At 59.5% G+C, this 21993-nt stretch carries 21 protein-coding genes and 9 pseudogenes; 12 read left to right on the forward strand and 18 right to left on the reverse strand.

Features of this window, described 5'->3' with window-relative positions; genetic code table 11:
* Positions 1–190: 190 nt before the first annotated feature.
* Positions 191–406, forward strand: a pseudogene (locus CIT26_RS15085) (IS6 family transposase); the annotation flags it as partial.
* A 408-nt stretch (positions 407–814) separates the two neighbouring features.
* Positions 815–1687, forward strand: a pseudogene (gene istA, locus CIT26_RS15090) (IS21 family transposase); the annotation flags it as partial.
* Here istA and CIT26_RS15095 read toward each other — a convergent pair.
* Genes CIT26_RS15095 through CIT26_RS15115 form a run of 5 tightly spaced genes read right to left on the reverse strand, consistent with a single transcriptional unit; the run spans position 1672 to position 7156 of the window.
* Complete coding sequence (locus CIT26_RS15095; protein WP_245319426.1) at positions 1672–2730, reverse strand: ABC transporter ATP-binding protein; 1059 nt, start codon at positions 2728–2730, stop codon at positions 1672–1674. The pseudogene istA and the gene CIT26_RS15095 overlap by 16 nt on opposite strands.
* A complete protein-coding gene (locus tag CIT26_RS15100) occupies positions 2705–3721 on the reverse strand; it encodes an ABC transporter ATP-binding protein (RefSeq protein WP_095493335.1) in 1017 nt (338 codons plus the stop codon). The genes CIT26_RS15095 and CIT26_RS15100 overlap by 26 nt, the downstream gene beginning before the upstream one ends.
* Positions 3718–4611 carry an ABC transporter permease gene (locus tag CIT26_RS15105; RefSeq protein ID WP_095493336.1) on the reverse strand — a complete coding sequence of 298 codons (894 nt, stop codon included), beginning with the start codon at positions 4609–4611 and terminating at the stop codon, positions 3718–3720. The genes CIT26_RS15100 and CIT26_RS15105 overlap by 4 nt, the downstream gene beginning before the upstream one ends.
* Positions 4598–5551 (reverse strand): ABC transporter permease, encoded by a 954-nt coding sequence (locus tag CIT26_RS15110; protein ID WP_095493337.1) that lies wholly within the window; start codon positions 5549–5551, stop codon positions 4598–4600. The genes CIT26_RS15105 and CIT26_RS15110 overlap by 14 nt, the downstream gene beginning before the upstream one ends.
* A gap of 15 nt (positions 5552–5566) precedes the next feature.
* Positions 5567–7156 (reverse strand): ABC transporter substrate-binding protein, encoded by a 1590-nt coding sequence (locus CIT26_RS15115; protein ID WP_095493338.1) that lies wholly within the window; start codon positions 7154–7156, stop codon positions 5567–5569.
* A gap of 300 nt (positions 7157–7456) precedes the next feature.
* On the opposite strand from CIT26_RS15115, the pseudogene CIT26_RS15120 reads away from it, so the two are divergent.
* Positions 7457–7792: pseudogene (locus CIT26_RS15120) on the forward strand (IS110 family transposase); the annotation flags it as partial.
* Here the strand turns inward: CIT26_RS15120 and CIT26_RS38780 are convergent.
* From CIT26_RS38780 to CIT26_RS15165, 8 genes and pseudogenes are all read right to left on the reverse strand, one after another.
* Complete coding sequence (locus CIT26_RS38780; RefSeq protein ID WP_425350348.1) at positions 7758–8048, reverse strand: hypothetical protein; 291 nt, start codon at positions 8046–8048, stop codon at positions 7758–7760. The pseudogene CIT26_RS15120 and the gene CIT26_RS38780 overlap by 35 nt on opposite strands.
* A pseudogene (locus CIT26_RS37615) lies at positions 7984–8602 on the reverse strand (IS701 family transposase). The gene CIT26_RS38780 and the pseudogene CIT26_RS37615 overlap by 65 nt, the downstream one beginning before the upstream one ends.
* Positions 8582–9162: pseudogene (locus tag CIT26_RS37620) on the reverse strand (IS91 family transposase); the annotation flags it as partial. The pseudogenes CIT26_RS37620 and CIT26_RS37615, both read right to left, overlap by 21 nt.
* A 12-nt stretch (positions 9163–9174) precedes the next feature.
* Positions 9175–9354: pseudogene (locus CIT26_RS15145) on the reverse strand (tyrosine-type recombinase/integrase); the annotation flags it as partial.
* 120 nt (positions 9355–9474) lie between these two features.
* Positions 9475–9675: a site-specific integrase gene (locus tag CIT26_RS37625; protein WP_342587017.1), complete on the reverse strand. Its 201-nt coding sequence runs from the start codon at positions 9673–9675 to the stop codon at positions 9475–9477.
* Between the two features lie 154 nt (positions 9676–9829).
* Positions 9830–10390 (reverse strand): annotated as a pseudogene (locus CIT26_RS38785) (site-specific integrase); the annotation flags it as partial.
* 161 nt (positions 10391–10551) lie between these two features.
* Positions 10552–11235: pseudogene (locus CIT26_RS38510) on the reverse strand (tyrosine-type recombinase/integrase); the annotation flags it as partial.
* Positions 11236–11655: 420 nt separating this feature from the next.
* A complete protein-coding gene (locus CIT26_RS15165; protein ID WP_095493341.1) occupies positions 11656–12171 on the reverse strand; it encodes a DMT family transporter in 516 nt (171 codons plus the stop codon).
* A 112-nt stretch (positions 12172–12283) separates the two neighbouring features.
* Here CIT26_RS15165 and CIT26_RS15170 point away from each other — a divergent pair, with 112 nt between their 5' ends.
* The 3 genes from CIT26_RS15170 to CIT26_RS15180 all read left to right on the forward strand — a co-directional run bounded on the left by CIT26_RS15170 (position 12284) and on the right by CIT26_RS15180 (position 14993).
* Positions 12284–12754 (forward strand): group II intron maturase-specific domain-containing protein, encoded by a 471-nt coding sequence (locus CIT26_RS15170; RefSeq protein ID WP_245319429.1) that lies wholly within the window; start codon positions 12284–12286, stop codon positions 12752–12754.
* Positions 12755–13682: 928 nt separating this feature from the next.
* On the forward strand, positions 13683–13883 hold the full coding sequence (locus tag CIT26_RS15175) for a hypothetical protein (protein ID WP_095493343.1): 201 nt from the start codon (positions 13683–13685) through the stop codon (positions 13881–13883).
* 210 nt (positions 13884–14093) lie between these two features.
* Positions 14094–14993, forward strand: a complete 900-nt coding sequence (locus CIT26_RS15180; protein ID WP_245319431.1) for a 2-oxoglutarate and iron-dependent oxygenase domain-containing protein — start codon at positions 14094–14096, stop codon at positions 14991–14993.
* A 216-nt stretch (positions 14994–15209) separates the two neighbouring features.
* Here CIT26_RS15180 and CIT26_RS36610 read toward each other — a convergent pair whose 3' ends face one another.
* Positions 15210–15509, reverse strand: a complete 300-nt coding sequence (locus tag CIT26_RS36610; protein ID WP_167391415.1) for a hypothetical protein — start codon at positions 15507–15509, stop codon at positions 15210–15212.
* Positions 15500–15820, reverse strand: coding sequence for a tyrosine-type recombinase/integrase (locus CIT26_RS15185; protein WP_245319433.1), 321 nt, complete (start codon positions 15818–15820; stop codon positions 15500–15502). Before CIT26_RS15185 ends, CIT26_RS36610 begins: the two co-directional genes overlap by 10 nt.
* 19 nt (positions 15821–15839) lie before the next feature.
* On the opposite strand from CIT26_RS15185, the gene tnpA reads away from it, so the two are divergent.
* The 4 genes and pseudogenes from tnpA to CIT26_RS35905 form a co-directional block, all read left to right on the forward strand.
* Positions 15840–16280 (forward strand): IS66-like element accessory protein TnpA, encoded by a 441-nt coding sequence (gene tnpA, locus CIT26_RS15190; RefSeq protein WP_167391416.1) that lies wholly within the window; start codon positions 15840–15842, stop codon positions 16278–16280.
* Positions 16277–16633: an IS66 family insertion sequence element accessory protein TnpB gene (gene tnpB, locus CIT26_RS15195; protein WP_095493345.1), complete on the forward strand. Its 357-nt coding sequence runs from the start codon at positions 16277–16279 to the stop codon at positions 16631–16633. Before tnpA ends, tnpB begins: the two co-directional genes overlap by 4 nt.
* A gap of 68 nt (positions 16634–16701) precedes the next feature.
* Entirely contained in the window at positions 16702–17391 is a 690-nt protein-coding gene (locus CIT26_RS35900) for an IS66 family transposase zinc-finger binding domain-containing protein (protein WP_143747847.1), read from the forward strand.
* Between the two features lie 10 nt (positions 17392–17401).
* Positions 17402–17750 (forward strand): annotated as a pseudogene (locus tag CIT26_RS35905) (IS66 family transposase); the annotation flags it as partial.
* Positions 17751–17817: 67 nt separating this feature from the next.
* Here CIT26_RS35905 and CIT26_RS35910 read toward each other — a convergent pair.
* The gene (locus CIT26_RS35910) at positions 17818–17934 is read right to left on the reverse strand and encodes an IS66 family transposase (RefSeq protein ID WP_425350349.1); all 117 of its coding nucleotides are present in this window, start codon (positions 17932–17934) and stop codon (positions 17818–17820) included.
* Here CIT26_RS35910 and CIT26_RS35915 point away from each other — a divergent pair.
* Positions 17927–18259, forward strand: a complete 333-nt coding sequence (locus CIT26_RS35915; RefSeq protein ID WP_143747849.1) for a transposase domain-containing protein — start codon at positions 17927–17929, stop codon at positions 18257–18259. The two genes, CIT26_RS35910 and CIT26_RS35915, sit on opposite strands and share 8 nt — an antisense overlap.
* Positions 18260–18548: 289 nt before the next feature.
* Here CIT26_RS35915 and CIT26_RS15205 read toward each other — a convergent pair whose 3' ends face one another.
* Both CIT26_RS15205 and CIT26_RS37640 read right to left on the reverse strand, forming a co-directional pair.
* Positions 18549–19664 carry an IS110 family RNA-guided transposase gene (locus tag CIT26_RS15205; protein ID WP_095493346.1) on the reverse strand — a complete coding sequence of 372 codons (1116 nt, stop codon included), beginning with the start codon at positions 19662–19664 and terminating at the stop codon, positions 18549–18551.
* Positions 19616–20074, reverse strand: coding sequence for a tyrosine-type recombinase/integrase (locus CIT26_RS37640; protein ID WP_245319440.1), 459 nt, complete (start codon positions 20072–20074; stop codon positions 19616–19618). The genes CIT26_RS15205 and CIT26_RS37640 overlap by 49 nt, the downstream gene beginning before the upstream one ends.
* 607 nt (positions 20075–20681) lie before the next feature.
* On the opposite strand from CIT26_RS37640, the gene CIT26_RS15215 reads away from it, so the two are divergent.
* On the forward strand, positions 20682–21986 hold the full coding sequence (locus CIT26_RS15215; protein ID WP_095493347.1) for an amidohydrolase family protein: 1305 nt from the start codon (positions 20682–20684) through the stop codon (positions 21984–21986).
* Positions 21987–21993 lie beyond the last annotated feature (7 nt).

Raw genomic sequence — 21993 nt, forward strand, 5'->3', positions numbered from 1 at the left:
ATACCCGCTGGGTGCAACGGGTGCTCCTTTGATGTTTCCGCAGCTGGCACTGGCGGGACCGGATTCAAATCTGCGACCTGTGTCAGCACTTGCGGAAGATCTGGACGTCGTCTGGCGCTGTTACATTGATTGAGCAGTAAGGAAGTTGAGATAGCAGCGCGCCCATGACCGCGAGTGCACCGACCTGCAGCGCTTCAATCTGAGCCTGCGCGATGTCGAGGAAATGCTGCTCGATCGCGGAATTGTTGTTTGCTACGAGACCATCCGCCGATGGTGCCGAAAGCATGGCCCTGATTATGCGCGCCGCATACGCCGCAAGGCGCCGACGAAGGACGATGTCTGGCACCTCGATGAAGTCGTGGCGCGCATCAACGGTCAGAAATGCTGGTTGTGGAGGGCGGTTGATTAGGACGGTTGGACTAACCCGCTCCGCGATTGCGGAGCGGCAAGGAGGTATGTGCCGACGGCGTGGTGTTGATCGTCTGTCGCGCTGGTCATGTGTCCACAACAAGCTCCGACTGCGTCAGCATGGAGTGGCTGTCAGCAGCCCATTCCATCAAAGGAGCTTGTCATGACCCACCTTCGCCCGCGCATGAGCGAGGACATGGAGGTGCAACCTCGCGAACTCTCAACACCCAGCTCTCCAACCTTCAGAAGGTCTCGCTGTTTGGAGCGCAGAGCTTTCTGCAAAATTCCCAGGGATGTCGATGCCGCCCCCTTGGAGGGGTGTATGGGCATGGTGCTCTGCTGGTGAAATGTTCCTTCTTTTGGGTTGTCCAGGAGAAGGAACGAAATGCCTGCGAAGAGATTGGCGATGCGGCGTGTCCGCGAGATTTTGAGATATCGATTTGAAGAGGGCCTTGGCCACAAGGCGATCTCGTAAAGGGTCGGGGCTGCGCCCTCGACTGTGCGCGAAACGCTTCGTCGCGCGGAGACCGCCGGGCAGGTTTGGCCGCTTGGCGATGAGATCATCGACGCGGTCCTGGAGGCCGCGCTCTACAAGGCAAACCAGACGAAGACAGGGCACCGTCGCAGCGTGGAGCCGGACTGGGCTTGCGTGCATCGCGAGCTGAAGCGCAAGCATGTGACGCTTCAGATCCTGGAATACATCGCTCGCCACCCCGATGGTTACCGCTATAGCCGCTTTTGTGATCTATACAGGGGCTGGGCATCCAACCTGCCAGTAACGATGCGGCAGAACCATGCCGCCGGCGACAAGCTCTTCATCGACTATGCCGGCGATATGGTGACGGTGATCGTCGGCCGGCTGAGGGGCAAGACGCGCCAGGCGCATCTGTTCGTGGCCGTGTTGGGCGCTTCGAGCCTGTCCTATGCGGAAGCACGCTGGAGTGAGACACTTCCGGACTGGCTGGGGTGTCACGTCAATGCACTGGAAGCGTTCGGCGGTGCGCCGGCTCTGTTGGTTCCCGACAATGCCAAGGTCGCCATCATCAAGGCCTGCCGCTACGACCCGCAGGTAAACCGCACCTATGCTGGCATAGCCGAGCATCATGGCAGTTCGGTGCTGCCGACCCGGCCACGGCGGCCACGCGACAAAGCCAAGGTCGAGGCGCGCATCACGGCGACCACCATCGAGCTGTTCCGCAAGGGCGAGAGGATCGCCGCCCATCTGCGCTCCAGCGGCAATGGACGGCACACGACGGTGTCGGATCAGATGCCTTCTTCAACCGGAAACAGCAATTCCTGCTCCCGCTGGACCGCCTCGCCCTCCAGCGGGAAATGGCATCTGAAGCTGTGCTCCGTATCATCTGGGCTTGCTAATGGTTCGGGGAACACGCGATGACAGATGTCCTGCGCATAACGACAACGTGTATGGAACTCGCAGCCGGATGGCCGCCGAAGCAGGCTCGGCACCTCACCCTTGAGCTCTATCCGGTTCAGCACCGCATCCGGATCAGGCTCGGGATTGGCCGCAAGCAGTGCCTCGGTGTAGGGATGACGCGGGTGCTCAAAGATACGCTCGGTCGAGCCGACCTCAATAAAGCGGCCGAGATACATGATCGCCATGCGATCGGTCATGTGCCGCACAACGTTAAGATTGTGCGTGATAATCAGGATCGCCATGCCGAGTTCGTCCTGAAGCCGCGCGAGAAGATTGAGCACCTCGCCCTGCACCGAGACATCGAGGCCTGCGGTCGGCTCATCGGCAATAATCAAGTCCGGATCCAGCGCAAGAGCACGCGCGATACCAACGCGCCTGGCCTGACCTCCGGAAAGCTGATGGGGATAGCGGCGAACAAAATCCGCCGGCAAGCCGACCATCCGCAGCAGGCGCTCGGCTTCGCTTCCGGCATCGCGATCCTTTAGTCCATGGATGCGAAAAGGCTCTGTCAGGAGCGATCGCACTGTCAGCCTGGGCGAGAGGGAGCCGATCGGATCCTGGAACATCATCGCTATGCGCCGCAAGTAGGGCTTGCGTTCAGCCCCGCTGAGCTCCTCAATTTCCTGTCCGTCGAAGCTGATGCTGCCGCTCACAGCCCGCTGCAAGCCGATGATCGTGCGCGCGATGGTGGATTTGCCTGAGCCGCTTTCACCGACAAGGGCGAGTGTCTCGCCCTTGCGGATTTCAAAGGACACACCGCATACTGCGTCGATGAAAGGGGCTTTCGTCCCCGTTGCGAGCGCCTTCAGCGAACCCTGGTGCGGAAGCGGACGCGCAAATCCTGAACACGAAGCAGCGCGCTCATGCCGAAACCAGCCGCTCTTCATCGAGGAGATGGCATCGGGCGACTTGATCCACGCCGATGCGGTACTCGACCGGGTTCTCTAGCACACAGCGGTTGGAGGCATGTCGGCAACGTGTGCGAAAGATACATCCTTCCTTGCTGCCCAGGAGACTGGGCACCTCGCCGGGTATGGTCGGCAAAGTGCGTGTGCTTTTTTTGATCCGCCCGGGATCGCACTCAAGCAGCGCCCGCGTATATGGATGAGCAGGATTGTGGAAGATGTCTCGAACGGCGCCCTGCTCCACCACTTCGCCCGCATACATGACGGCGACTCGGTCGCACAACTCAGCCACCGCGCCGAGGTGGTGGGAGACGAAGAGAATCGAGCAACCGATCTCTTTTTGCAAATCCTTGAGTAGACGAATAATCTGCACTTCCAGCGTTGCATCGAGCGCGGTGGTTGGCTCGTCGGCGACGAGTAGCGTTGGTTTCACGAGAAGCGCCATGGCAATGCAAACGCGCTGACGCATGCCGCCGGAGAAGTGATGCGGATAGGCGCCGATACGGCTTTGGGGATCGGGAATTCCGACCCGGTGAAGCATCTCGAGGGCACGAGCGCGCTTTTCGCTCCGGCTTCCTTGTTCGTGGTGCTGGATATCGATCATTTGGCTCTCGATGGTCCGCACCGGATTGAGGGCGGTCATCGGATCCTGAAAGATCATGGAGAGACGATCGCCGAGCAGGCTCCGTCGCGCCTGAGCGGGCATTTTGAGCAGGTCTTTACCTTCGAACAGGATGCTGCCGGCTGTCACATCTGCATTTTCGGGAAGCAGGCCCATCACCGTATAGGCGAGCGTCGACTTCCCGGATCCGCTTTCCCCGACGATGCCAACCACCTGTGCGGCTGGCACATCGAGCGAAACATTGCGCAGGGCGTGGACGCGCCCACGCGGTGTGCCAAAATCGAGACCGAGCCCGCGGATCTCCAAAAGCGGACGGGCGGACGTGTGGGATATCGAATCGTCTCGTCTCATAGGTCTTTCCGCAGCGTGGGATCGAATATGTCGCGCAGCGCTTCGCCCAGGAACGTGAAGCCAAGCGTTGCGAGGACGATCGGGATGCCGCTAGCGATCACCAGCCAAGGGGTCTGGTTGATGTAGCTATAGCCGTCGTTGAGGGTAGCTCCCCAATCAGGCGTCGGTGGTCGCACGCCCATGCCGAGAAAGCTGAGACCCGCCTCTACGGCGATGACGGCCGGCACATCCATGCTCACGAGGATGAGAAGGGGGCCGATCACATTGGGCAGAACATGCACGCCAAGGATGCGCGTCATGCCTGCGCCCAGGCTGCGCTCCGCGGCTATGTACTCACTGCCGAGCAGCGCCTGGGCCTGGGTGCGCACTAGGCGCGCATAAATGGGCATGGACGTTATTGCGATGACGAAAATGATACTGCCCAGACTTGGGCCTAAGAGCGCGATGATTGCCAGCGCAAAAATGATACCGGGAAAGGAGCGGATGGTATCAAAGATGAGCAGTAGCAAATTGTCCAGCCAACGCGGCCCGAACCCTGCGATGAGACCAAGCACGACTCCGACCGCCAGCGAACTACCGAGGGAGGCAAAAGCGACAAGGAGCGGGATGCGACCGCCCATGATGATACGAGAAAACGTGTCGCGGCCCAGTTGGTCGGTACCCAGCAGATAATCCAGTGAGGGTGCGGCAAGACGCGGCCCGACCATGATCCGGATCGGATCATGCGTGACCAACAGCGGAGCGAAGACCGCAGTTGCTGCTATGAGTACCACAAGAAATGCTCCGAGGATGCCCGTACGGTTATTGCGAAATTGCCGCAAAAAGGTGCGTAAGGCGCCGGTAGCCATCGCATCGTTGGGTTCGGGACCGATAGCTTCAACGCTTACCATGTCCGAGCTTTTCCCTGGTTCGAGGATCAAGGAATGCGTTGACCACATCGGAGAGCGTTGTGGCGGCAACGATAAGGAATGTGGTGACGAGCACGACGCCCATGACAATCGGATAGTTGCGCGTATTGACCGCGTTTACAATCAAAGTGCCGATGCCAGGTCTCGCGAAGACCACCTCGATAAAGACAGCGGACGAAAGAAGCCACGCGATGCCTACCCCGAGTATGGTCACGGTCGGCAGGATCGCGAGCGGCAGCGCGTATCGCGCAATAATGCGCCATTCCGAGATTCCGAAGGATCGAGCCATGCGGATGTGGTTTTCACCCAGAATCTCGAGCATCGACGCACGCACCAGTCGGGAGATGTAGCCGACCCAGCCAATCCCTATGGCGAAAGCTGGGAGAATGAGATAGATAAGTCCATCCCAGAATCCAATACCGACACCGATTGCTGGCAGCCAGCGCAGAGTCACGGCAAAAATCAGCAGTGCGTAGACTGCCACAACGAAGGAAGGAATGGCGATCGTGGCGACCGTCACAACGCCGGCCACCTGGTCGACCAGGGAGTTGCGCCGCATCGCCGAGTAACAGCCGAGCGGCACCGCTACCAGGACCGCCCATAGGATTGAGACCAATATCAGTTCTAGAGTATAAGGCAATTGCTCGAAGACGATATCGGCAACAGCTCTCTGGCTGAACACATCAAAACCGAGATCACCGTGGAGCAGTCCGCCGAAGAAGGTAGCGATCTGCACTATAAACGGCTTGTCCAGCCCCATCTGCTCGTGGAGTTGCGCCTTCATTTCGGGTGTCGCCCGGGTTCCGAGCAGCACTGCGGCAGGATCCCCGGGTACAGCACGAATCATAAGGAAAAGAAACGTCACCGCGATCGCAATGTTTGCGATCGCGAGAATGATACGTTTGACGAGATATAGCCACATAATCCGGCTAAATCGTCATGCCGAAACTGGCTTGAAATGGATGTAAAGTGGTAGCCCGTCGGGGCGCATCGCGGGCCGAACTTTGGTGGTTCGGTACATGATCGGCGTGCGCCCATTCGTCAGGAAGCGATAGGCGCCGGACTCCTCCATCAAATCCTGCATCTCGTAATAGAGCTTGGCGCGTTCTATTGGGTCACTGATTGTCACCGCCTTGGCGCTCAGTTCATCGAACCGCTCGTTACTGAACCGCTCCCAGTTCCACACGCCGATCTGTTCCCGCACGAAGTAAGTGGTTGAAACGTGGGGGTCCGCCAGGGACGAGAAACTCATGAGGTTGAGCTGCAGGTCCTTCCACCGCTCGCCCTCGGACTCCATGCCGGTCGACCAAAACGACCCAGGGTCTTGGGCGTTGACCTCAACCGTGATACCGATTTGCGACAACTGCGCCTGTACAGTTTGAGCTATGGTCGAAGACTCGCTGTCGTTCAGGCAATTGATGGTCAAGGCTAAGTCGGTCACACCGGCCTTTTCGAGAAACTCTTTGGCTTTCGCCAGATCTCCTTCCGGGGGGACGAGCGCCCTTTCCCGATGCCCGACGATGCCCGGAGCAATTGTACCTGTTGCCACCTGTGCTTGGCCTGAGTAGGCAGTATCCAAGATCTGCGGCACATTGATCGCCCACTGGATCGCCTTACGGACATTGATGTCCTTCAGCTTCGGGTGATCCATATTCATGCCGATCCAGACGTAGTTGAGCGAGGGAAATTCCTCTATCTTTGTATCTGCGGGCGGCGCCCCCTTCAAAGTAGCGAGTGAGTCAAGACTGATTGTAGTGTAATCAATATCGCCTGCTTGGTAAGCGCGTTCCGCAGTCTTAGCATCGGCGACAGTCAAAATGCGGATTTCGTCAAAGCCAGGTTTTTGGCCAGCCCAGTCGGGATTTCGGGTCAAAAGGATGTACTGGCCCTTCTTCCAGTCAGCGAGCACATACGGGCCGGAAAAGGCCGGTGGTGTAGTGCCGAAATTACCACCATCCTTTGTGGCCTTCATGACCGCATCCTCGGAAACGATCTGGCCAACGCCATGAGGCAATGAGATGTTCCAGACTGGCACGAACGGCGTTTTGAAAATCATCACCGCTGTATAATCATCTTCTATTTCTACACGGTCAAGCGAACCCCATTCTACCTTGACTGGTGTATTGTTCTTGACAATGCGCTCGAACGAGAATTTGACGTCCTTGGCGGTTAACTCGCCGTGACCGCCAGAGAACTTGATGCCCTTTTTGAGGCGGAAGCGGATATGCGTCGGGTCGACCTGCTCTATATTTTCCGCGGCCTCCCGCTCCCAGCCCCATTCCGATCCCGGCTTAAATTGAATGAGCTTCGAATAGATGCAGTTCATATAGTCCACTTCGAGCTGTGACGTATAGTATGCAGGATCGAGCGTGTTTGGCTCAGTATCGGACCGCGCGGTGAGCACCTTGCCTTCGGCTGCCCAGATGACTTGCGACAACGGCATTCCAGCGGCGACGATTCCCCCTCCGAGCACGGCGCCGGTCTTGAGAAATGATCGGCGGCTCACATTGCCTATGGTATATTTCATGATCTGCTCCCATTCTGATTTTTGCTTAGTCGATATTCAGTGACATGGAAGGCTTGCGTCAAATTCAGTTTGTATATTGAGGTCATCTGGTATCGAGGATGAATTCTCGCAGCGTAAGGCCGCAATCCCCGTCCCCGGGTATTCGCCGGGGCCATTTTATATCCAAGGAACGCTAGCGGCGCGGGGGCAACAAAACAACGGACCAAAAAGTTATGTACTGTAGGACTAAATGTTATGGGATGGACGCCTCCCTCTTCTGCGGCACCATTGGGTGACCAACTTGAAGGAGGAAAGCATGACATGGATTTGCTCGCGATCGATCTTGGAAAGCAGTCGTTTCACCTGCACGGGATCGATGCCGGTGGTGTGCTCGTTTCGCGGAAGGTCAGTCGGGCGAAGCTCGTGGAGACCGTGAACGAGATAGCGCCAGAGAAGATCGCGATGGAAGCCTGCGCCAGCGCCCATCATTGGGGCCGCTGGTTTATGGCTGATGGGCGACAGGTTCGGTTGATCAACCCACGTTTCGTAAAGCCGTTTGTGCGCGGCTCGAAGAACGACGCGGTCGACGCGGATGCGATTTACGAGGCAGCGATACGCCCGACTATGCGGTTCGTGCCGGTGAAGTCGATCGAGCAACACTCGGCGTACGAAATCGACGGCAGCTCCTACAGCGAAGGTGGAGAGCCAATACTTGCTCGGCTCGACCTCGCCTTGAGGCCACTCGATCAGAAGCCACTCTTCGGCGTGAGCCTCGGGCCGATTGTAGTCCCTGGATCGGCCTTAAGCGCACGGCGGCGAAGCGAGAATTGAGCTCGGTGTTGGTTCCTTCACGCCAGGCAATCATGAGCCAAGTCTCGGCGTCGAACTCCTCGACCAGGGCCTTGGCCGAGATCGGCTTGTGATTGTCGGTTCGGCAGACTCGAGACGGCGGCCGGCCTCTTCCGCCCCAAGACTTGGGCGGCAGCGGGCCCTCGCCTGGGCGCCAGACGCTGAGTGTGGGGTTGAACGCCGACAACATAGGTCAGATCGAGCTCGGACAGGCCCGCGCGGAAACCGCCGTCGGCGCCATATCCGGCGTCGGCCAGAACCACGCCGGGCGCGACGCCCTGGGCCTTGGCCGTCCTGATCTGCGAGCGCGATCTGCGGCTTGGTCTGGAACGTGATCTCTGCCGGAATCTTGGCCTTCTTGCGTTGTTCCGGATTCTCCGCCCAGCTGTGCGGAAGATAAAATTCGTAGGCGAGCGGAAGCGAGGCAGCGTCATTTGGGATCGATAGGCTAACCGCAATCTGACAGTTGTCCTGCTTGCCCAACTGGCCGCAATACTGGCGCGCCACGCTTACCGAGTGCTTGCCTCCTTGGGAAAGCCCGTGTCGTCGACGATCCACGCCCGGATCGGTCCACACTGCTCGATCTGTGGAAGAACCCAGGCGCGACAGCACGCGCACGGGCAGGAAGAACCCCGGCCGGCAGGCGACCCAACGCCCTCCATCGAGGGAGATGCCGCCGCCCGGCAGATGCAATGGAGGTGGGGACGGTAGGTGAGGTTCTGGCCCCAACTGTGCAGCACCGCGGTGAGACCGATCCCGGCGCCGAGATGTCCGGGATCTGCGGCGATCGTGCGCAGCGTCTCGGCGGCCGCCTTGAACAGGATCGTGTACACCGCCGCCTTGTTCTGGAAGGCGATTGCGGCGATCTCGGCCGGCAGCGTGAACACCACGTGGAAATAGGCAACCGGCAGAAGCTCGTCCTGCCGAGCGGCGAGCCATTCCCGGCAGGCCTTTCCCTGGCACTTGGGGCAATGCCGGTTGCGACAGGAATTGTAGGCCACGCGGATCGCCCCGCAGGACCGGCAGCCCTCGACATGGCCGCCCAGTTCGGCGGTCCGGCACAACTCGATGGCGCTCATCGTGCGGCGCTCGACGCGTCCGAGATGACCGTCATGAGCCTGCCGATACGCCTCGCCATGGCGGCGGAAGATATCCGCCACCTCCATTCTCGCCGACATGGGCGGAACCGATCAGCCCGGCGGCACGACATCGATGTTCTGCCGGTCGAGCGGGCTTGTCGTGCGCCGGATGAGGCCGTTCGAGACCTTGGTGTAGCGCGCCGTCGAGGACAGATTGTTGTGGCCAAGCAGCACCTGGATAATGCGAATGTCGGTGCCGTTCTCCAGCAAATGCGTGGCGAAGCTGTGCCTGTAATTCCGAGCTCGGAATTAGCGGCATAATTCCGAGGCCCAGATTATTCCGAGTGGTGCCCCAGATGGTGCGAAAACCCAAGCGTTTCTCGGGTATGGCTCACATGTGTGTCGGCATAATCAGAGGCTCCTGAGGAAGGCCATGAGGTGATCGTCGGGACGATATCGGCTGGCGCGAACATCGGCGGACGGCGACTTGGCAAGTGCGTCTTCCTTGAGCTTCATATCGGCCTGCAAATAAATGGATGTCGTTTCCACCGACTCGTGGCCGAGCCAGAGCGCGATTACGGAACGGTCGACGCCGTGGTGAAGCAAGTCCATCGTGTCGCTGGCCGACCGGCGTGCCGCGATCGCAAAACGCGAGCATCTGCTCGACCTGTTCAGGCGGAAGTGACTTGGGTAGGTTCACCAGGCTCCAGTTGGCCACCCCAGGCACTGCGCGAGCGAGATCCGTCGCGATTGCGCCCCGCTGTTGCAGAAAGCGCAGAAACGAGCGCAATGCTGTGATCATCAGCTGCGCCCGGCGACGGCTTCCCGTCTTAGCGTAACGGACAACGAAACGATGGACGTCGATTGGGCGCAGCTCATCTAGCCGCATCGACTTGTTCTCAAACCGCCCTATCAGAAAGCATCGAACAATCGGCAGATAGTTGCTCAAGGTCGCCGGTGAGAGGCCACGCTCCGCACTCAGGTAGCGCCCGAAATCTCGGGTGAGCTCACCCAGAGGACTCCGATCAACCTCTGGCGGGACGGCTCGAATGCAACCGAGGTCACGTAAGTACCTGAGCAGTTGCCGACCGGTGGCCGCCTCGCCACGCCGCAAATGGCCCCGTCGGCGGCGGGCTGCATGATACTGGCGGAGGACCTCCTCATCGAGCACATCCAGCGAAAGGCTGCACCCATCGAGCCAGCGACTGAGATCCGCTACGAGCTCGCATTTATCGTGCACCGACCCCGGCGTGTAACCATCACCGCCAAGACGTGCGCCAAATCCATCAATGTGAATGACCAACGGGCTCACATGGGGCCCTTGCATGGCGCCGTTGCGCCGCCGTTCCGATCCATCATCGTTCGCCTCCTCAGAGTCGGGACAATCCCCGCCCGGAGACGACAGCCGAATAATACCGAGGCATAAACCGTTAAGGCTCGGCCCAGGGCTTTGAACTTCAACGAGTATCAAGCGATCTCGAACGGGGAGCTCGGAATAATCTGGGCCTCGGAATTATGCCTGAGCGTGTGGACCGTCACACGCTTGTCGATGCCGGCGGCAGCCCGCGCCGAGCGGCAGGCCGAATACAGCACCTGCACGTCGATGGGGCGATTTGCCTCCCGGCCGGGAAACAGCCATTCCTTCGGTTTGGCCAGCCGCCAGTAGACCCGCAGAATGCGCAGAAGCTGCCCCGACAGCATCACGGTACGGTCCTTGCCGCCCTTGCCGTGTTCGACCCGGATGACGCCGCGTTCGCTGTCGATGTCCCCGACCTTCAGCCCGACGGTCTCCGAAGCGCGAAGGCCCGCGGCCTAGGCCGTCGTCAGCGCCGTCCGCGTCTTCAGGCTCGGCACCGCCTCAAGAAAGCGGACAACCTCGTCGGTGCCGAGAACCACCGGCAGCGTGCGCGGCGCGCGGGCATAGACGATCCGTTCTGGAATCTCGGCATGGCCGAGCGCCACGCCGTAGAAGAACCGCAGTGCGCACACCGTCTGGTTCAGCGCAGGCCACGAGATCCCAGTCGAGACCAGATGCACCTGGAACGCGCGGACGTCCTCAAGGCCAAGTCGGTCCGGAGACCGACCGAAATAGCGGGAGAATTTAGCCACCGCGTGTACATAGGATCGTTGCGTGGCCGGCGACAGATTGCGGATTGTCATGTCCTCGATCATGCGCAAGCGGGCTCATATCGGCCATCTCATTGCTCCTGTTCTCAAGATTGCGCTTCAACAGCAGCAATCCTTCAAAACAGAAGCCTCACCCACAAACCGGTGCACCATCTGCCGCGTCAGCGGCTTCGTTCAATCCCCCGCATCCGCGACTTTCTGACTCAGACTTATCGCACCTCCCACTAAATATGGGAAAATACGGGTCGTCACGTATCTCTCGAGGATTAGTTAGCGGCCCACCTGTGCCGTCTCCATCAAGACGATGATCGCTTGGTAAGATGACGAAACCACATGAAGACGAATGTACCTGCGACGAGGCAATCTCGATCCCCAGATTGCACCAAACTCGAAATATTTCTCGGAGCATGCGGAGCCTCCTGACTACCGCGAGTGAAATTTACCGGTTGTCAAGGGGATATTGCCTCAGCACGTTGCAGGGCGCAAATCCCCGCCAATCATTTGGTGGCGGTCACAGGATTTGCAGCAGCCCGGCTCAGTGAGATTGCCGCACCAGTGAGACATCATCAAATCTCCAAGCTGTGATGACGTAATCGGTTCGCCGAAGAAGGTCCAGGTCACGGCCATCGTGACTACCGGGGTGAGATACAGCACCGTTCCAACGTGAACGGCGGATGATCGCCGCAGGCACAACCAATAGAAGCCATATGCGCCTAAGGTCGAGAACAGTATGAACCAGCCAACAGCTAACCAGAATGTCGGGTCTTGGAAAGGTGGGCTTGAGCCGAGGTCGGCTAGGGCGAAAGGCAGAAATAGCGCCGTGGTAGAACTGCTTTGAATGCCTATCGCGGGGAGAATTGGAGTTTCATCCATTGAAACCTTGGCGATCACTGTGGCAGCCACCATGCCGGCAGTGCCCAATACCGTCAATAAGTATGCAACCCTTGGCGCCGAAAGCCCGCCATAGCCGCCGGCGATCATGACGCCGATGAACGCAATAGCGAGGCCCGTCTATTCGCGGGCGGTGACGCGTTCGCCCAAAAAGGGGCCCGCCACCGCGGCAGTCAGGAGCGGTTGGAGGGCGTCTCGCCTGGTGTTCCAACGGGTGGAGGCAAGAGCCGGCAAGCGCAAAGGAACGTATCCGAACGTCAAGTTTGACTTCCTCGGATACGAATTCCGACCACGGGCCGTCTGGGGGTCACAAAGCGGACGACTGCTTTGCGGCTTCACGCCAGCAGTCAGCCCTACGGCGCTAAAGGCGACGCGGAGCGCGATCAGGGACTTGGGTATCCGCCATCGAACACAGGCACCGCTGGCCGACATCGCCGAGAAGCTCAATCCGCTCCTCAGGGGGTGGATCGGGAACTACGGGCGATACACGCCATCGGCCCTGTATCCCATGCTTCGATACGTCAATCAGACGCTTCTGGCGTGGGCGGTGAGGAAATACAAGCGCTTCAGGAATCACAAGACTCGCGCCAGCCACTTCCTACAGCGGTTGGTCCGGGAAAACGTGAGCCTTTTCGTTCACTGGCAGATCAGAATGACCGACACGTTCGCCTGATGGGAGCCCAGTGAGCGAGAGTCTCACGCTGCGTTCTGCGAGAGGCTGGTGGTGGGATTCCATCGGCCTACTCACCCGCCAAACGCTTCGCTTCTCGAGCCGCCCGCAGACTTCTCCATCTGCGCTTCGATGGCCGCCACCCCGGTTTCGATCTCGTCGAAGGCCAGAGCATACTGTTCCTCGCTCAGTGCGCCGATAACCTTTCGGAGCGGCTGCCGAAGTGCGACCGCTCCAGCATCTTCACCACCGCCGTCAGTCGTGCGATCCGCTCACGCCACTCTTGTTGACCACTCGAGATTGAGGTTGCGCTCCTCCAGAAGGGTGGCCTTTTCGGCCATGGCAACAACCATCGCCTTGAGCGTTAACGTCCTCCGGGTGCGCAAAATCGGATGCCGACATGGCCAAAATCATAGCGTTTCGCGGACGGTCCATGCCGATGCGGATTTTTTGATTGCGTCTGGACGACAGGGATAGGAACCCTTGATGACGCACCGCTTTCGGCATGTTCCAAAACTGCGATTGCCTTCCGTTCTGCGCTCCCCCCAAAGGGGAAATCACGCGGAAAACTGTAATAATACGACTCCCGTTCGCGAGTTCAGATCGCACGGTCAGCAAGAAATTCGAACGAGTTGAGGCCGATCTTCGGCGTATCGTCGAACAGGATCTACAGCAAGTTCCTCTAACGCCATCTTCTTGAATTCGTGGGATTACGCCTTGCTTGCAACGAGTGTTAAAGCACCTTAAAAAAATGTAGCAATAACCTAATAATATTAACGATACTTTCTTTTGTAGTCGACCGAGAACATGGTAAATATTAGAGTGTTATATGGTGGCAAGAGAGGATTATATCCGGGCCAGCCATAGCGTTTCGTGTAAAAGGAAGCTCAATGCTTACTTCAAAAAATAATAGGAACGGTGGTTACGGGAGATGGCTAGGAATGTCCGAAAAACCCACGTCTACCGCCATGTCCGAGGCAATGTCGACCTTGATGAACCGCTCTCCAAATACACCAGCGCGAACTATCATAACACGGTCTGCGGCGGTGTCTTCACGCTTGGGTATGTCCGGCCGGATTGGCTGCTCGAACTGGCTCGCGTCACGCGCCCGAGCGGAATTTATCAGGCGTAGTATTAAAAGCTAAGGGGAGGTCACATCCTTTGATGACGCGATGAGCCGTCTCCAAAATGCGACCGTGCCTTTGCCAGCACACTGTCTAGACGACGACTGATACATCGCAATCAAGAATGTGGACTACCAGGGTTCCAAGAGCCCCAAAAGAGCAAAGCACCAAAGGAGAAGCGACTATGACCACGCTACCGCAAATATCACTGGCGAAACATGTCATCCGATGCAACGCGACTTGAAGAGCAACAGCGCTTACGCATCGCTTGCGAGGAGTACGGGTTCTTCTACCTTATCGAACACGGCATCCCGAAAGAGCAGATTGCACAAGCCATCGACTCTTCTCGGCGTTTCTTCGCGTTGCCACAGGCTACCAAGGAACGCTACGGTCACGCCTCTCAAGACGTGCACCCCGCTACCGCCCGTGGATACATTCCGTTACACGGTGAAATGCTACATCCCGATGCCGGCCCCGATCCAAAGGAAATGTTCGACCTCGGAATCGAGAAAGAGGGCGACCGGCGTCCGTTCGCCGGAATCACGCGCCTTCCGGATGACGCGGTGGCTCCTGGTTTCGCTCGAAGCCTACTTGCATTGCAAGCTACAGTGCTGAACGAGGTTATGCCGCAGCTGGGGGGCGCGCTGGCCGACCTGCTCGATATGGAAGAGGGCTGGTTCCGACACCATTTCAGCTCGCCGACGGTACTGCAACGCGTGATCCGGTATCCATCTACTGGCGGCGCGGCCGCTAAACATACCGACAGTGGCTTCTTCACGCTGCTGCTGCAGGAGGAACTCTCCACGCGCTCTTTGCAGGTGTGGTTCCACGGGCGCTGGACGCCGGTGCCGAGTCTACCCGACAGTCTGGTGGTCAATCTGGGCGACATGCTTCAGGCTTTGAGCGACGACCGGTTTAAGAGTACGCCGCATCAGGTCGCGCACAATGGTCCGGCCGAACGAATTTCCCTTCCCTTCTTTATCTATCCCGACATCGACGCTCGCCTGACTTCGCGGCAAGGGAAGCATACCTTCAGCGTCGCAGAAAAGATGCTGCGCAACTTCGAATTAGTTTGGGAAGAGGGGAACGGCGGCGGACGCGCGCGAGAGTTGCAGTAAGGGTTCGGCTTTCTGAAGCGTGAGCAAACTATAGCGACCACTCGGCACGTGGTGCCCTGGAAGAACTCTCCCAGAAGCAATTCGTCAGCGGCGCCCGCACGAGTGTTCGCGGACCCTGCGGTTATATGTTCGCGAAACTGGCTCCGCCAGCTTCATTCCTACGGTTTGTTACGCGGGAGTTTCCGGTCCTGATGCCGAGATTGCAACCCTGCGCGCCTATCTGCGCCAGCGGGAGCGGCGGTGATGACCTGCCCGGTCAGATCCACGTCCTGCAAGTTCAAGCGAAGCGCGAATCGGTAAAGGCCGCTTAAGACCTTGTATCGCAGCATCCAGGTCGCACTGAGCGGGCCGCGGCCTTGGAGAAACGCGGCTACCGCCTCGGGGTGTGACCTCGGCGATGTCTCGATTGCCGATCGCTCGGCAGAACTGGCGAAGCAGAATCTCGGCGGACTCGAAACGCATGCCCAATGACCGCTGCTTGGCCAGATAGGCGTCGACGACATTGGTCAGCAGCATTGGAGCTCTCCCAGGTCGAATGCACCGACCGCGCGAAGGGCCTCCATGTTCACCTTGGCGTAGATACTGGTTGTTGCCGCGCTACGGTGCCCCAAGTGGTCCCCGATCTCCTTTATCGACAGACCTTCGGCAAGAAGCCGAGAGGCGCAGGCATGGCGCAACGCATGGCCACCGCGGTGAGCGGCGTCGATTCCCAGTGCGACAAATCTGCGGTTAGCGACATCATAGATACTCCCCGCCTTCAGCGTAAGCGGTGTTTCGGGACTACCTTTCAGGAGTGGTCTCGATCTGTGAGGTTGCCGGTTCTGCATTGGGATCGGAGATCGGCTTGTGTCTGGACTTGACCTTACGCTTGACCCGGAGCGGCAGCCTCGACGTTTCGAGGTAATCAACGGTGCTGGTGGCCGGCGTCAGTGGTCTGTGGATGACAAAGCGCGGGTCATCGCGGAGACGCTGGAGCCGAACGCAATCATTTCCGAGGTCGCCCGCCGCTATGGCCTCAGACCGCAGCAGGTGTTCGCCTGGCGCCGGGAAGCGGGTAAACAGGCTGCTTCGGTGCAGCAAGATTCTCCTGCCTTTGTGCCGGCGGTTGTGGCGGCGCCGACAACCGAACCCACCGCGAAGCGGCTGGGACGACCCCGGAAGCAGAAGACGGTCCGCGACGCCGACGTGATCGAGCTTGAGATCGACGGCATCGCCACGCGCGTTGGCCGTGGCGCCGATGCCAAGACGGTGGCTGCTGTAATCCGCGCGCTGAAGGCAACAGCGTGATTGGCCCGACGGGTGCGGTCAAGGTCATGGTGGCGACGAAGCCGGTAGACTTCCGAAAGGGCGCAGAGGGGCTGGCCGCACTGGTGCGCGAGACGATGGGCGCCAATCCGTTCAGCGGCGCGGTCTACGTCTTCCGGGCGAAGCGGACGGACCGGATCAAGCTGATCTTCTGGGACGGCACCGGCGTCTGCCTTTATGCCAAGCGTCTTGAGGACGGCGAGTTCCGCTGGCCGAAAGTGCAGGATGGCGTGATGCGGCTGACGGCCGCGCAACTGTCGGCGCTATTGGAAGGGCTGGACTGGCGACGTGTCCACGAGGCGCGTCGAACCCGCATTCCGGTTCAGGCGGGCTGACCCGCGACGAAGTGAACCAGGCTGGATTCCGCTGTCGCGGGCTGTCGGCGAATATGGTTTGATCCGTCATGGCGATGACGGCTGACCAGCTTCCCGACGATCCGGACGCGCTGAAGGCGATGATCCTGGCACGCGACGTCGAGAATGCTCGCCTGATCCAGATCATCAAGGAATTGCAGCGTCACCGCTTCGGTCGCCGCGCCGAGACGCTTCCCGAGGATCAGTTGCTGCTGGGGCTCGAAGAGGCCGAGCAGATCGAGGCGGCCGGCGAGGAAGAGGCCGAGGGGGCCTCTCCGGACCAGCGACAGGCAAAGACTGCCAAACGCCGGGCCAACCGGGGTGCACTGCCGGCGAATCTTCCTCGTGTCGAGATGGTCGTCGACATCGAGGACCATGCCTGCCCGTGCTGCCGCAACGGCCTGCATCGGATCGGTGAAGACGTGAGCGAGCGGCTCGACATCGTTCCGGCGCAGCTGCGTGTGATCGTCGTGCGCCGGCCCAAATATGCCTGCCGCGCCTGTGAGGATGTGGTGGTTCAGGCTCCCGCGCCGGCCCGGCTGATCGAGGGTGGTCTTCCGACCGAGGCAACGGTCGCCCAGGTGCTGGTCTCAAAATATGCCGATCACCTTCCGCTCTATCGTCAGGCGCAGATCTACGCCCGCCAGGGCATCAATCTCGATCGCTCTACGCTCGCCGACTGGGTCGGCCGCGCTGCCTGGCAAGCATCAGGCGCGCGGTCGAAAATGTCCATGAGCTGACCGTCGTCCGGTGCATGAGCGGCTGCTTGGCAAGCTGAAGGCTTCGCCGAAGCTCTTTGCTGACGAAACCACCGCGCCGGTGCTCGATCCTTGCCGCGGCAAGACGAAGACGGGCCAGCTCTGGGCCTATGCCCGCGATGACCGACCATGGAATGGGAGCGACCCGCCGGGCGTCGCCTATGTCTATGCGCCGGACCGAAAGGCCGAGCGTCCGATCGCTCATCTCGCAGGCTTCACCGGAATCTTGCAGGTCGACGGCTATGGCGGCTATCGCGTGCTGGCCGACAAAAGCGGCGCTGAGACGGATCGCCGAGCTCTATAGCATCCGTGGCCGGCCGGCCGACGAGCGCCGCGCGATGCGTCAGGAAAATAGCCGCGCTATCATTGCCGATCTCGAACCTTGGCTGCGCGAAAAGCTCGGCCTGATCAGCCAGAAGACAAAGCTCGCCGAGGCGCCTCGCCGGCAATCGGCGCGGGACCGGCTGCTGCCAGTTCATAAAAGCGCCGACGGACATGCGCCCAGCAGAAGGCGAGCGTGACGATCCGCTACACGCTCTCGCGCTGGGAAGGCCTCTCGCGCTTCCTTGACGACGGCCGCGTCGAGATCGACAGCAACACGGTCGAACGCTCAATCCGTCCGATCGCACTTAGCCGCAAGAACGCCCTCTTTGCCGGCTCGGACGGCGGTGCCGAACACTGGGCAGTCATCGCGTCGCTAGTCGAAACCTGCAAACTCAACGGTGTCGAGCCGCTCGGCTATCTCGCCGATGTCCTCACCAGGATCGTCAACAGCCACCCCAACAGCCAGATCGACGATCTGCTGCCATGGGCCTACATCCGGGCTCCCGAGCTTAAGGCCGTGGCCTGAGAACAGCGCTCTGATGTCCGCTGTCAAGGTTTGAAACGCAGGAGGTCGCCCGATCCGAGGAACGGCTGCTCATTCTGATGGTCGCGCATGGGTGGAAGCGGAACTGAAGGACGTCGGTGATCAAGCTCTGATGCGCGGGTTGGCTACCGCATTCCCGATTGTGCGTCTGGGGCTGTTCCTATCTTACTGCGGGCGTCGGTCGATTTGCCGGCCACAAAGCGTCTGACGGGCATTCCCCTGCCGTGGTCCCGCCTCCGCCTATGCGCGAGATGAAAGCCGTCGCGGCTGTCTACGACTTGATCGCCTCGGCCTCCCCTGCAACGGCCCACATGAAGCCGGCCAGTTCACGGGCGATCGCTGTGCACACCACCGTTGTCCTCTTGCCTCGTCCGCTCAACATTCGATAGCGGGCGGTCAGCCGTGTTTGAGCCTTCCATGCGATTTCGCGCACCTTCGGTGGAGCTTGCTCCAGCCGGTACAGCTTCTTCGCACCGACCCTCGGCGGATGCCTGTACGTCCATGCGCTCTCGACCAGCATATGGCGAACCCGGCCATTCCCCGCCTTGGTGATGCCGCCCCGTCTAACTGTCTCGCCGGTCGATCGTTCGCCGGGAACGAGGCCAAGATAACCCATGAGCTGGCGCGGGCTCTCGAACCGCTGCACGTCGCCAACCTCGACGGCGAATGTGACGGCAACGATCAGGTCTACGCCCCTCAGGGTCTGCAGGGCCCGCACGATCGGCGCCAGGGACCAGGTCGGAACGAACTCCTCGATCACACCCTCGAGTCGCTCGACCCGCTCTTTCGAAACGCGGACCGCTTCGACCATTTCCTGAAGCGCGATCTGATGCGCCGGGTGATCGAACGGTTGCTCCTGCAGCCAGCGCAGATAGCGCATCGTCCAGCTCTTCTTGCGCGGATAGATACGTCCGTGTTTGAGTATGAAGGCGCTCACATGCTGCCGGTGGACGCGAAGCGTCTCGACTGCGGCCGCCCGGGCGCGGACGAGATCCCGCATGGCTTCGTGACCTTCATCGGGAACCCACACCGCCGTCAGTTCGCCAGCGCGCAGCAGTCGAGCCAACGCAAGAGCATCCCGGCGGTTCGTCTTCACCCGATCGCCGGGCTTCCTTGGGATCAGTGATGGGGCGACCACCATGCATTCATGGCCGAGTGATAGGATCAGCCGGTATAGTCCGTAGCCGGTTGGTCCGGCCTCGTAGCAGAAATGGACCCGATCGAACTTGGCGGCGATCCGCTGGATGACGCGGCGCATGCTGGTATCCGATGCGTCGACCTCACCGAAGAAGCGGACCTCTCCCTCTCGGCCGGCATCCGCAATCGCGATGGCGTTCCTCAGTTTCGCGACATCGATTCCGACAAATGCTTCCCTATAATCTGCCACGGCTCGTCCTCCTGTGATGAGGATCGGCTCGGCTTGTCCGAGCAACCCTCGGACGCGCAGTGTAGGGCGAGCCACCTCACCGTCAGAGGCGGACATACGGTCTTACCCTTCAGCGGCCGCCGCGGCGCCTGCATGCAGAGGAATACTTCCGGGCACGATGATGGCGGCCGCGCCGTGTCGATGTAGCAGGCGAGCGCCTCAGCCACAGAGGGAACCAGCGGGTAAATCTGCGGCTGGCGGCGCTTCAGGCGGAAAAGCCGTAGCGTTCCAACGGCCCAGTCGATCTGATCGAGGCGCAATGCCGCCACTTCGCCGCTGCGCATGCCATAGACCGCAAGCAACAACAGGATCGCTCGATCACGGATGTCCTGAGGCTCATCGGTCTCGGCATCGGCCAATATGCGCTGCACGTCCGACCAATCCGGGGCATACGGCAGCCTCTCTTGATGATAGAGCCGAGGGCGGAAATCGAGGCCGCGCCGCGCTCCATGCACATGCCCCGCTCTGCCGCGTAGCGCAGGAATTCACGCAATGCCGACGCCGTGTTGGCTACCGATACGCGGGACCATTGTCGCGCCTGGGCGAAAAAAGCATCGGCGTCTTCGGGCTGAAGACTCCTCAGTTGCCGGTTCGTCTGGTCGCATCAGCGCAGGAACTTGCCGATCACACGGGCCCATTGCTCGACTGTCGCCGGTGTGAATCCACGCTCATCGCGCATCCATCTCACATACTCATCGAGTTGGCTCTGATACTCGAACCCGGCACTTGGTTCACGTTATCACCTGGTCATCCAAGCCTGCCATCCGCCTGATAACATTTAGTCCTGCGGTACATGACTTTTTATACGGTTGTTTTGCAGCCCCCCCGCCGCTAGCGTTCCAGGACCAATCAATCAGACGCGACAGCTTCTCAAGCCGTACTGAAGGCCCAGTCAGACGGAGAGTCTAATTCCGCGTAACCAGAACACCCCTAGAAGCTAGACCCTAGACAGCGGTTCGAAACTGGGAAGGATATACGATGATCGGCACCGAGGCCATGACTTGGATTCACGAGAAAGTTGCGGAAACTGTCCTCGCGGACACGCACGAGCATCTGGTCGAGGAGTCTAGGCGCATTGCTCCACTGAACGACGGGCTTCTACCCTGCGATGATTGGTCTCTGCTATTCAGAGAATATCTCCAGGATGATCTTCATTGTGCGGGGATGAGCGCAGCGGACCAGCAGCGGTTTTATGATCCCGAGGTTTCCGCAGTTGACAAGTTCAAGATTGTTTCGCCCTATTGGGATCGGGTGCAACATACAGGTTATGCGCAAGCGCTGAGTATCACGATCAGGGAACTCTACGGCGTCAAATCTTTCGCCCTGGGAAACATAGAGCAGCTCTCCAGCAAGTATCATGAAATAAAGAAGCCTGGCTTCTACGACCATATTCTGAAAGGTGTTTGTCGCATCTCGCAGTGCCAAGTGAATTCTCTAGAGCGGATATTCATGGAGACCGCTCAGCCGTCGCTTCTCGGACAGGATCTCAGCATCATGGAGCTGAGCCGGTGCAGCCTTCGTGACATTGAGAAGGTGCAATCAGAACTTGGCGTCGAGATCAATTCCTTCGATGATTGGCTGGCAGCGGTCGACCGCTATTTCGAGCGCTTTGGAAGGAAGGCGGTCGCGGTAAAGTACGTAGGAGCCTATTACAGAGCCTTGAACTTCGCGCACGTCGATCGACATGTTGCGGAGCAAAATTTTGCGACACTGGTCGCAGCCCGGCCATTCATCGGCCCGGAAGGCACTCAGGCACTTGAGGATTACCTGTTTCACTACTGCCTAAGAAAAGCCCAGGATTATAGATTGCCTGTGAAACTTCACACCGGATATCTTGCCAGCAGAGATTCCATGCCCCTGGCCAGAGTGCGGGAGAACGCGAACGACGTCTGCAGATTGCTGCAGTCCTATCCGGGAATCCGATTTGTACTTATGCACATTGGTTATCCGTATCAAGACGAATACATCGCGCTTTGCAAGCAGTACAGCAATGCATATGTCGACATGTGTTGGGCGTGGATCATCAACCCGGTCGCATCGGTTCGTTTCCTTGCCGAATTCCTTGTGTCGGTCCCTGCCAATAAGATTCTCACTTTCGGGGGCGACTATATCGTTGCAGAGAATATCGTGGGCCACAGTGTGATCGCACGCAGGGGCATCGCGGAGGCCATTTCGACTTTGGTTGGTCGCAGTTGGATTGACGGCGGTGCGGTCCCCGAGTTGATTACCCGCCTCATGCATTTGAACGCGGAGGAACTGTTCTCCAACGCGAAACCGAGCTGACTTTGTG

It is taken from the genome of Mesorhizobium temperatum, from assembly GCF_002284575.1.
In the GTDB taxonomy this organism is placed as follows: domain Bacteria; phylum Pseudomonadota; class Alphaproteobacteria; order Rhizobiales; family Rhizobiaceae; genus Mesorhizobium; species Mesorhizobium temperatum.

Excerpts from the sequence above, each read along its gene's own strand:
- CIT26_RS15095 (WP_245319426.1), bottom strand. The coding sequence starts at position 2,730 with ATGAAGAGCGGCTGGTTTCGGCATGAGCGCGCTGCTTCGTGTTCAGGA.
- CIT26_RS15100 (WP_095493335.1), bottom strand. The coding sequence starts at position 3,721 with ATGAGACGAGACGATTCGATATCCCACACGTCCGCCCGTCCGCTTTTG.
- CIT26_RS15105 (WP_095493336.1), bottom strand. The coding sequence starts at position 4,611 with ATGGTAAGCGTTGAAGCTATCGGTCCCGAACCCAACGATGCGATGGCT.
- CIT26_RS15110 (WP_095493337.1), bottom strand. The coding sequence starts at position 5,551 with ATGTGGCTATATCTCGTCAAACGTATCATTCTCGCGATCGCAAACATT.
- CIT26_RS15115 (WP_095493338.1), bottom strand. The coding sequence starts at position 7,156 with ATGAAATATACCATAGGCAATGTGAGCCGCCGATCATTTCTCAAGACC.
- CIT26_RS37625 (WP_342587017.1), bottom strand. The coding sequence starts at position 9,675 with ATGGACTTGCTTCACCACGGCGTCGACCGTTCCGTAATCGCGCTCTGG.
- CIT26_RS15165 (WP_095493341.1), bottom strand. The coding sequence starts at position 12,171 with ATGATCGCCGGCGGCTATGGCGGGCTTTCGGCGCCAAGGGTTGCATAC.
- CIT26_RS15175 (WP_095493343.1), top strand. The coding sequence starts at position 13,683 with ATGGCTAGGAATGTCCGAAAAACCCACGTCTACCGCCATGTCCGAGGC.
- CIT26_RS15180 (WP_245319431.1), top strand. The coding sequence starts at position 14,094 with ATGTCATCCGATGCAACGCGACTTGAAGAGCAACAGCGCTTACGCATC.
- CIT26_RS36610 (WP_167391415.1), bottom strand. The coding sequence starts at position 15,509 with ATGCTGCTGACCAATGTCGTCGACGCCTATCTGGCCAAGCAGCGGTCA.
- CIT26_RS15185 (WP_245319433.1), bottom strand. The coding sequence starts at position 15,820 with ATGCAGAACCGGCAACCTCACAGATCGAGACCACTCCTGAAAGGTAGT.
- CIT26_RS35900 (WP_143747847.1), top strand. The coding sequence starts at position 16,702 with ATGGCGATGACGGCTGACCAGCTTCCCGACGATCCGGACGCGCTGAAG.
- CIT26_RS15215 (WP_095493347.1), top strand. The coding sequence starts at position 20,682 with ATGATCGGCACCGAGGCCATGACTTGGATTCACGAGAAAGTTGCGGAA.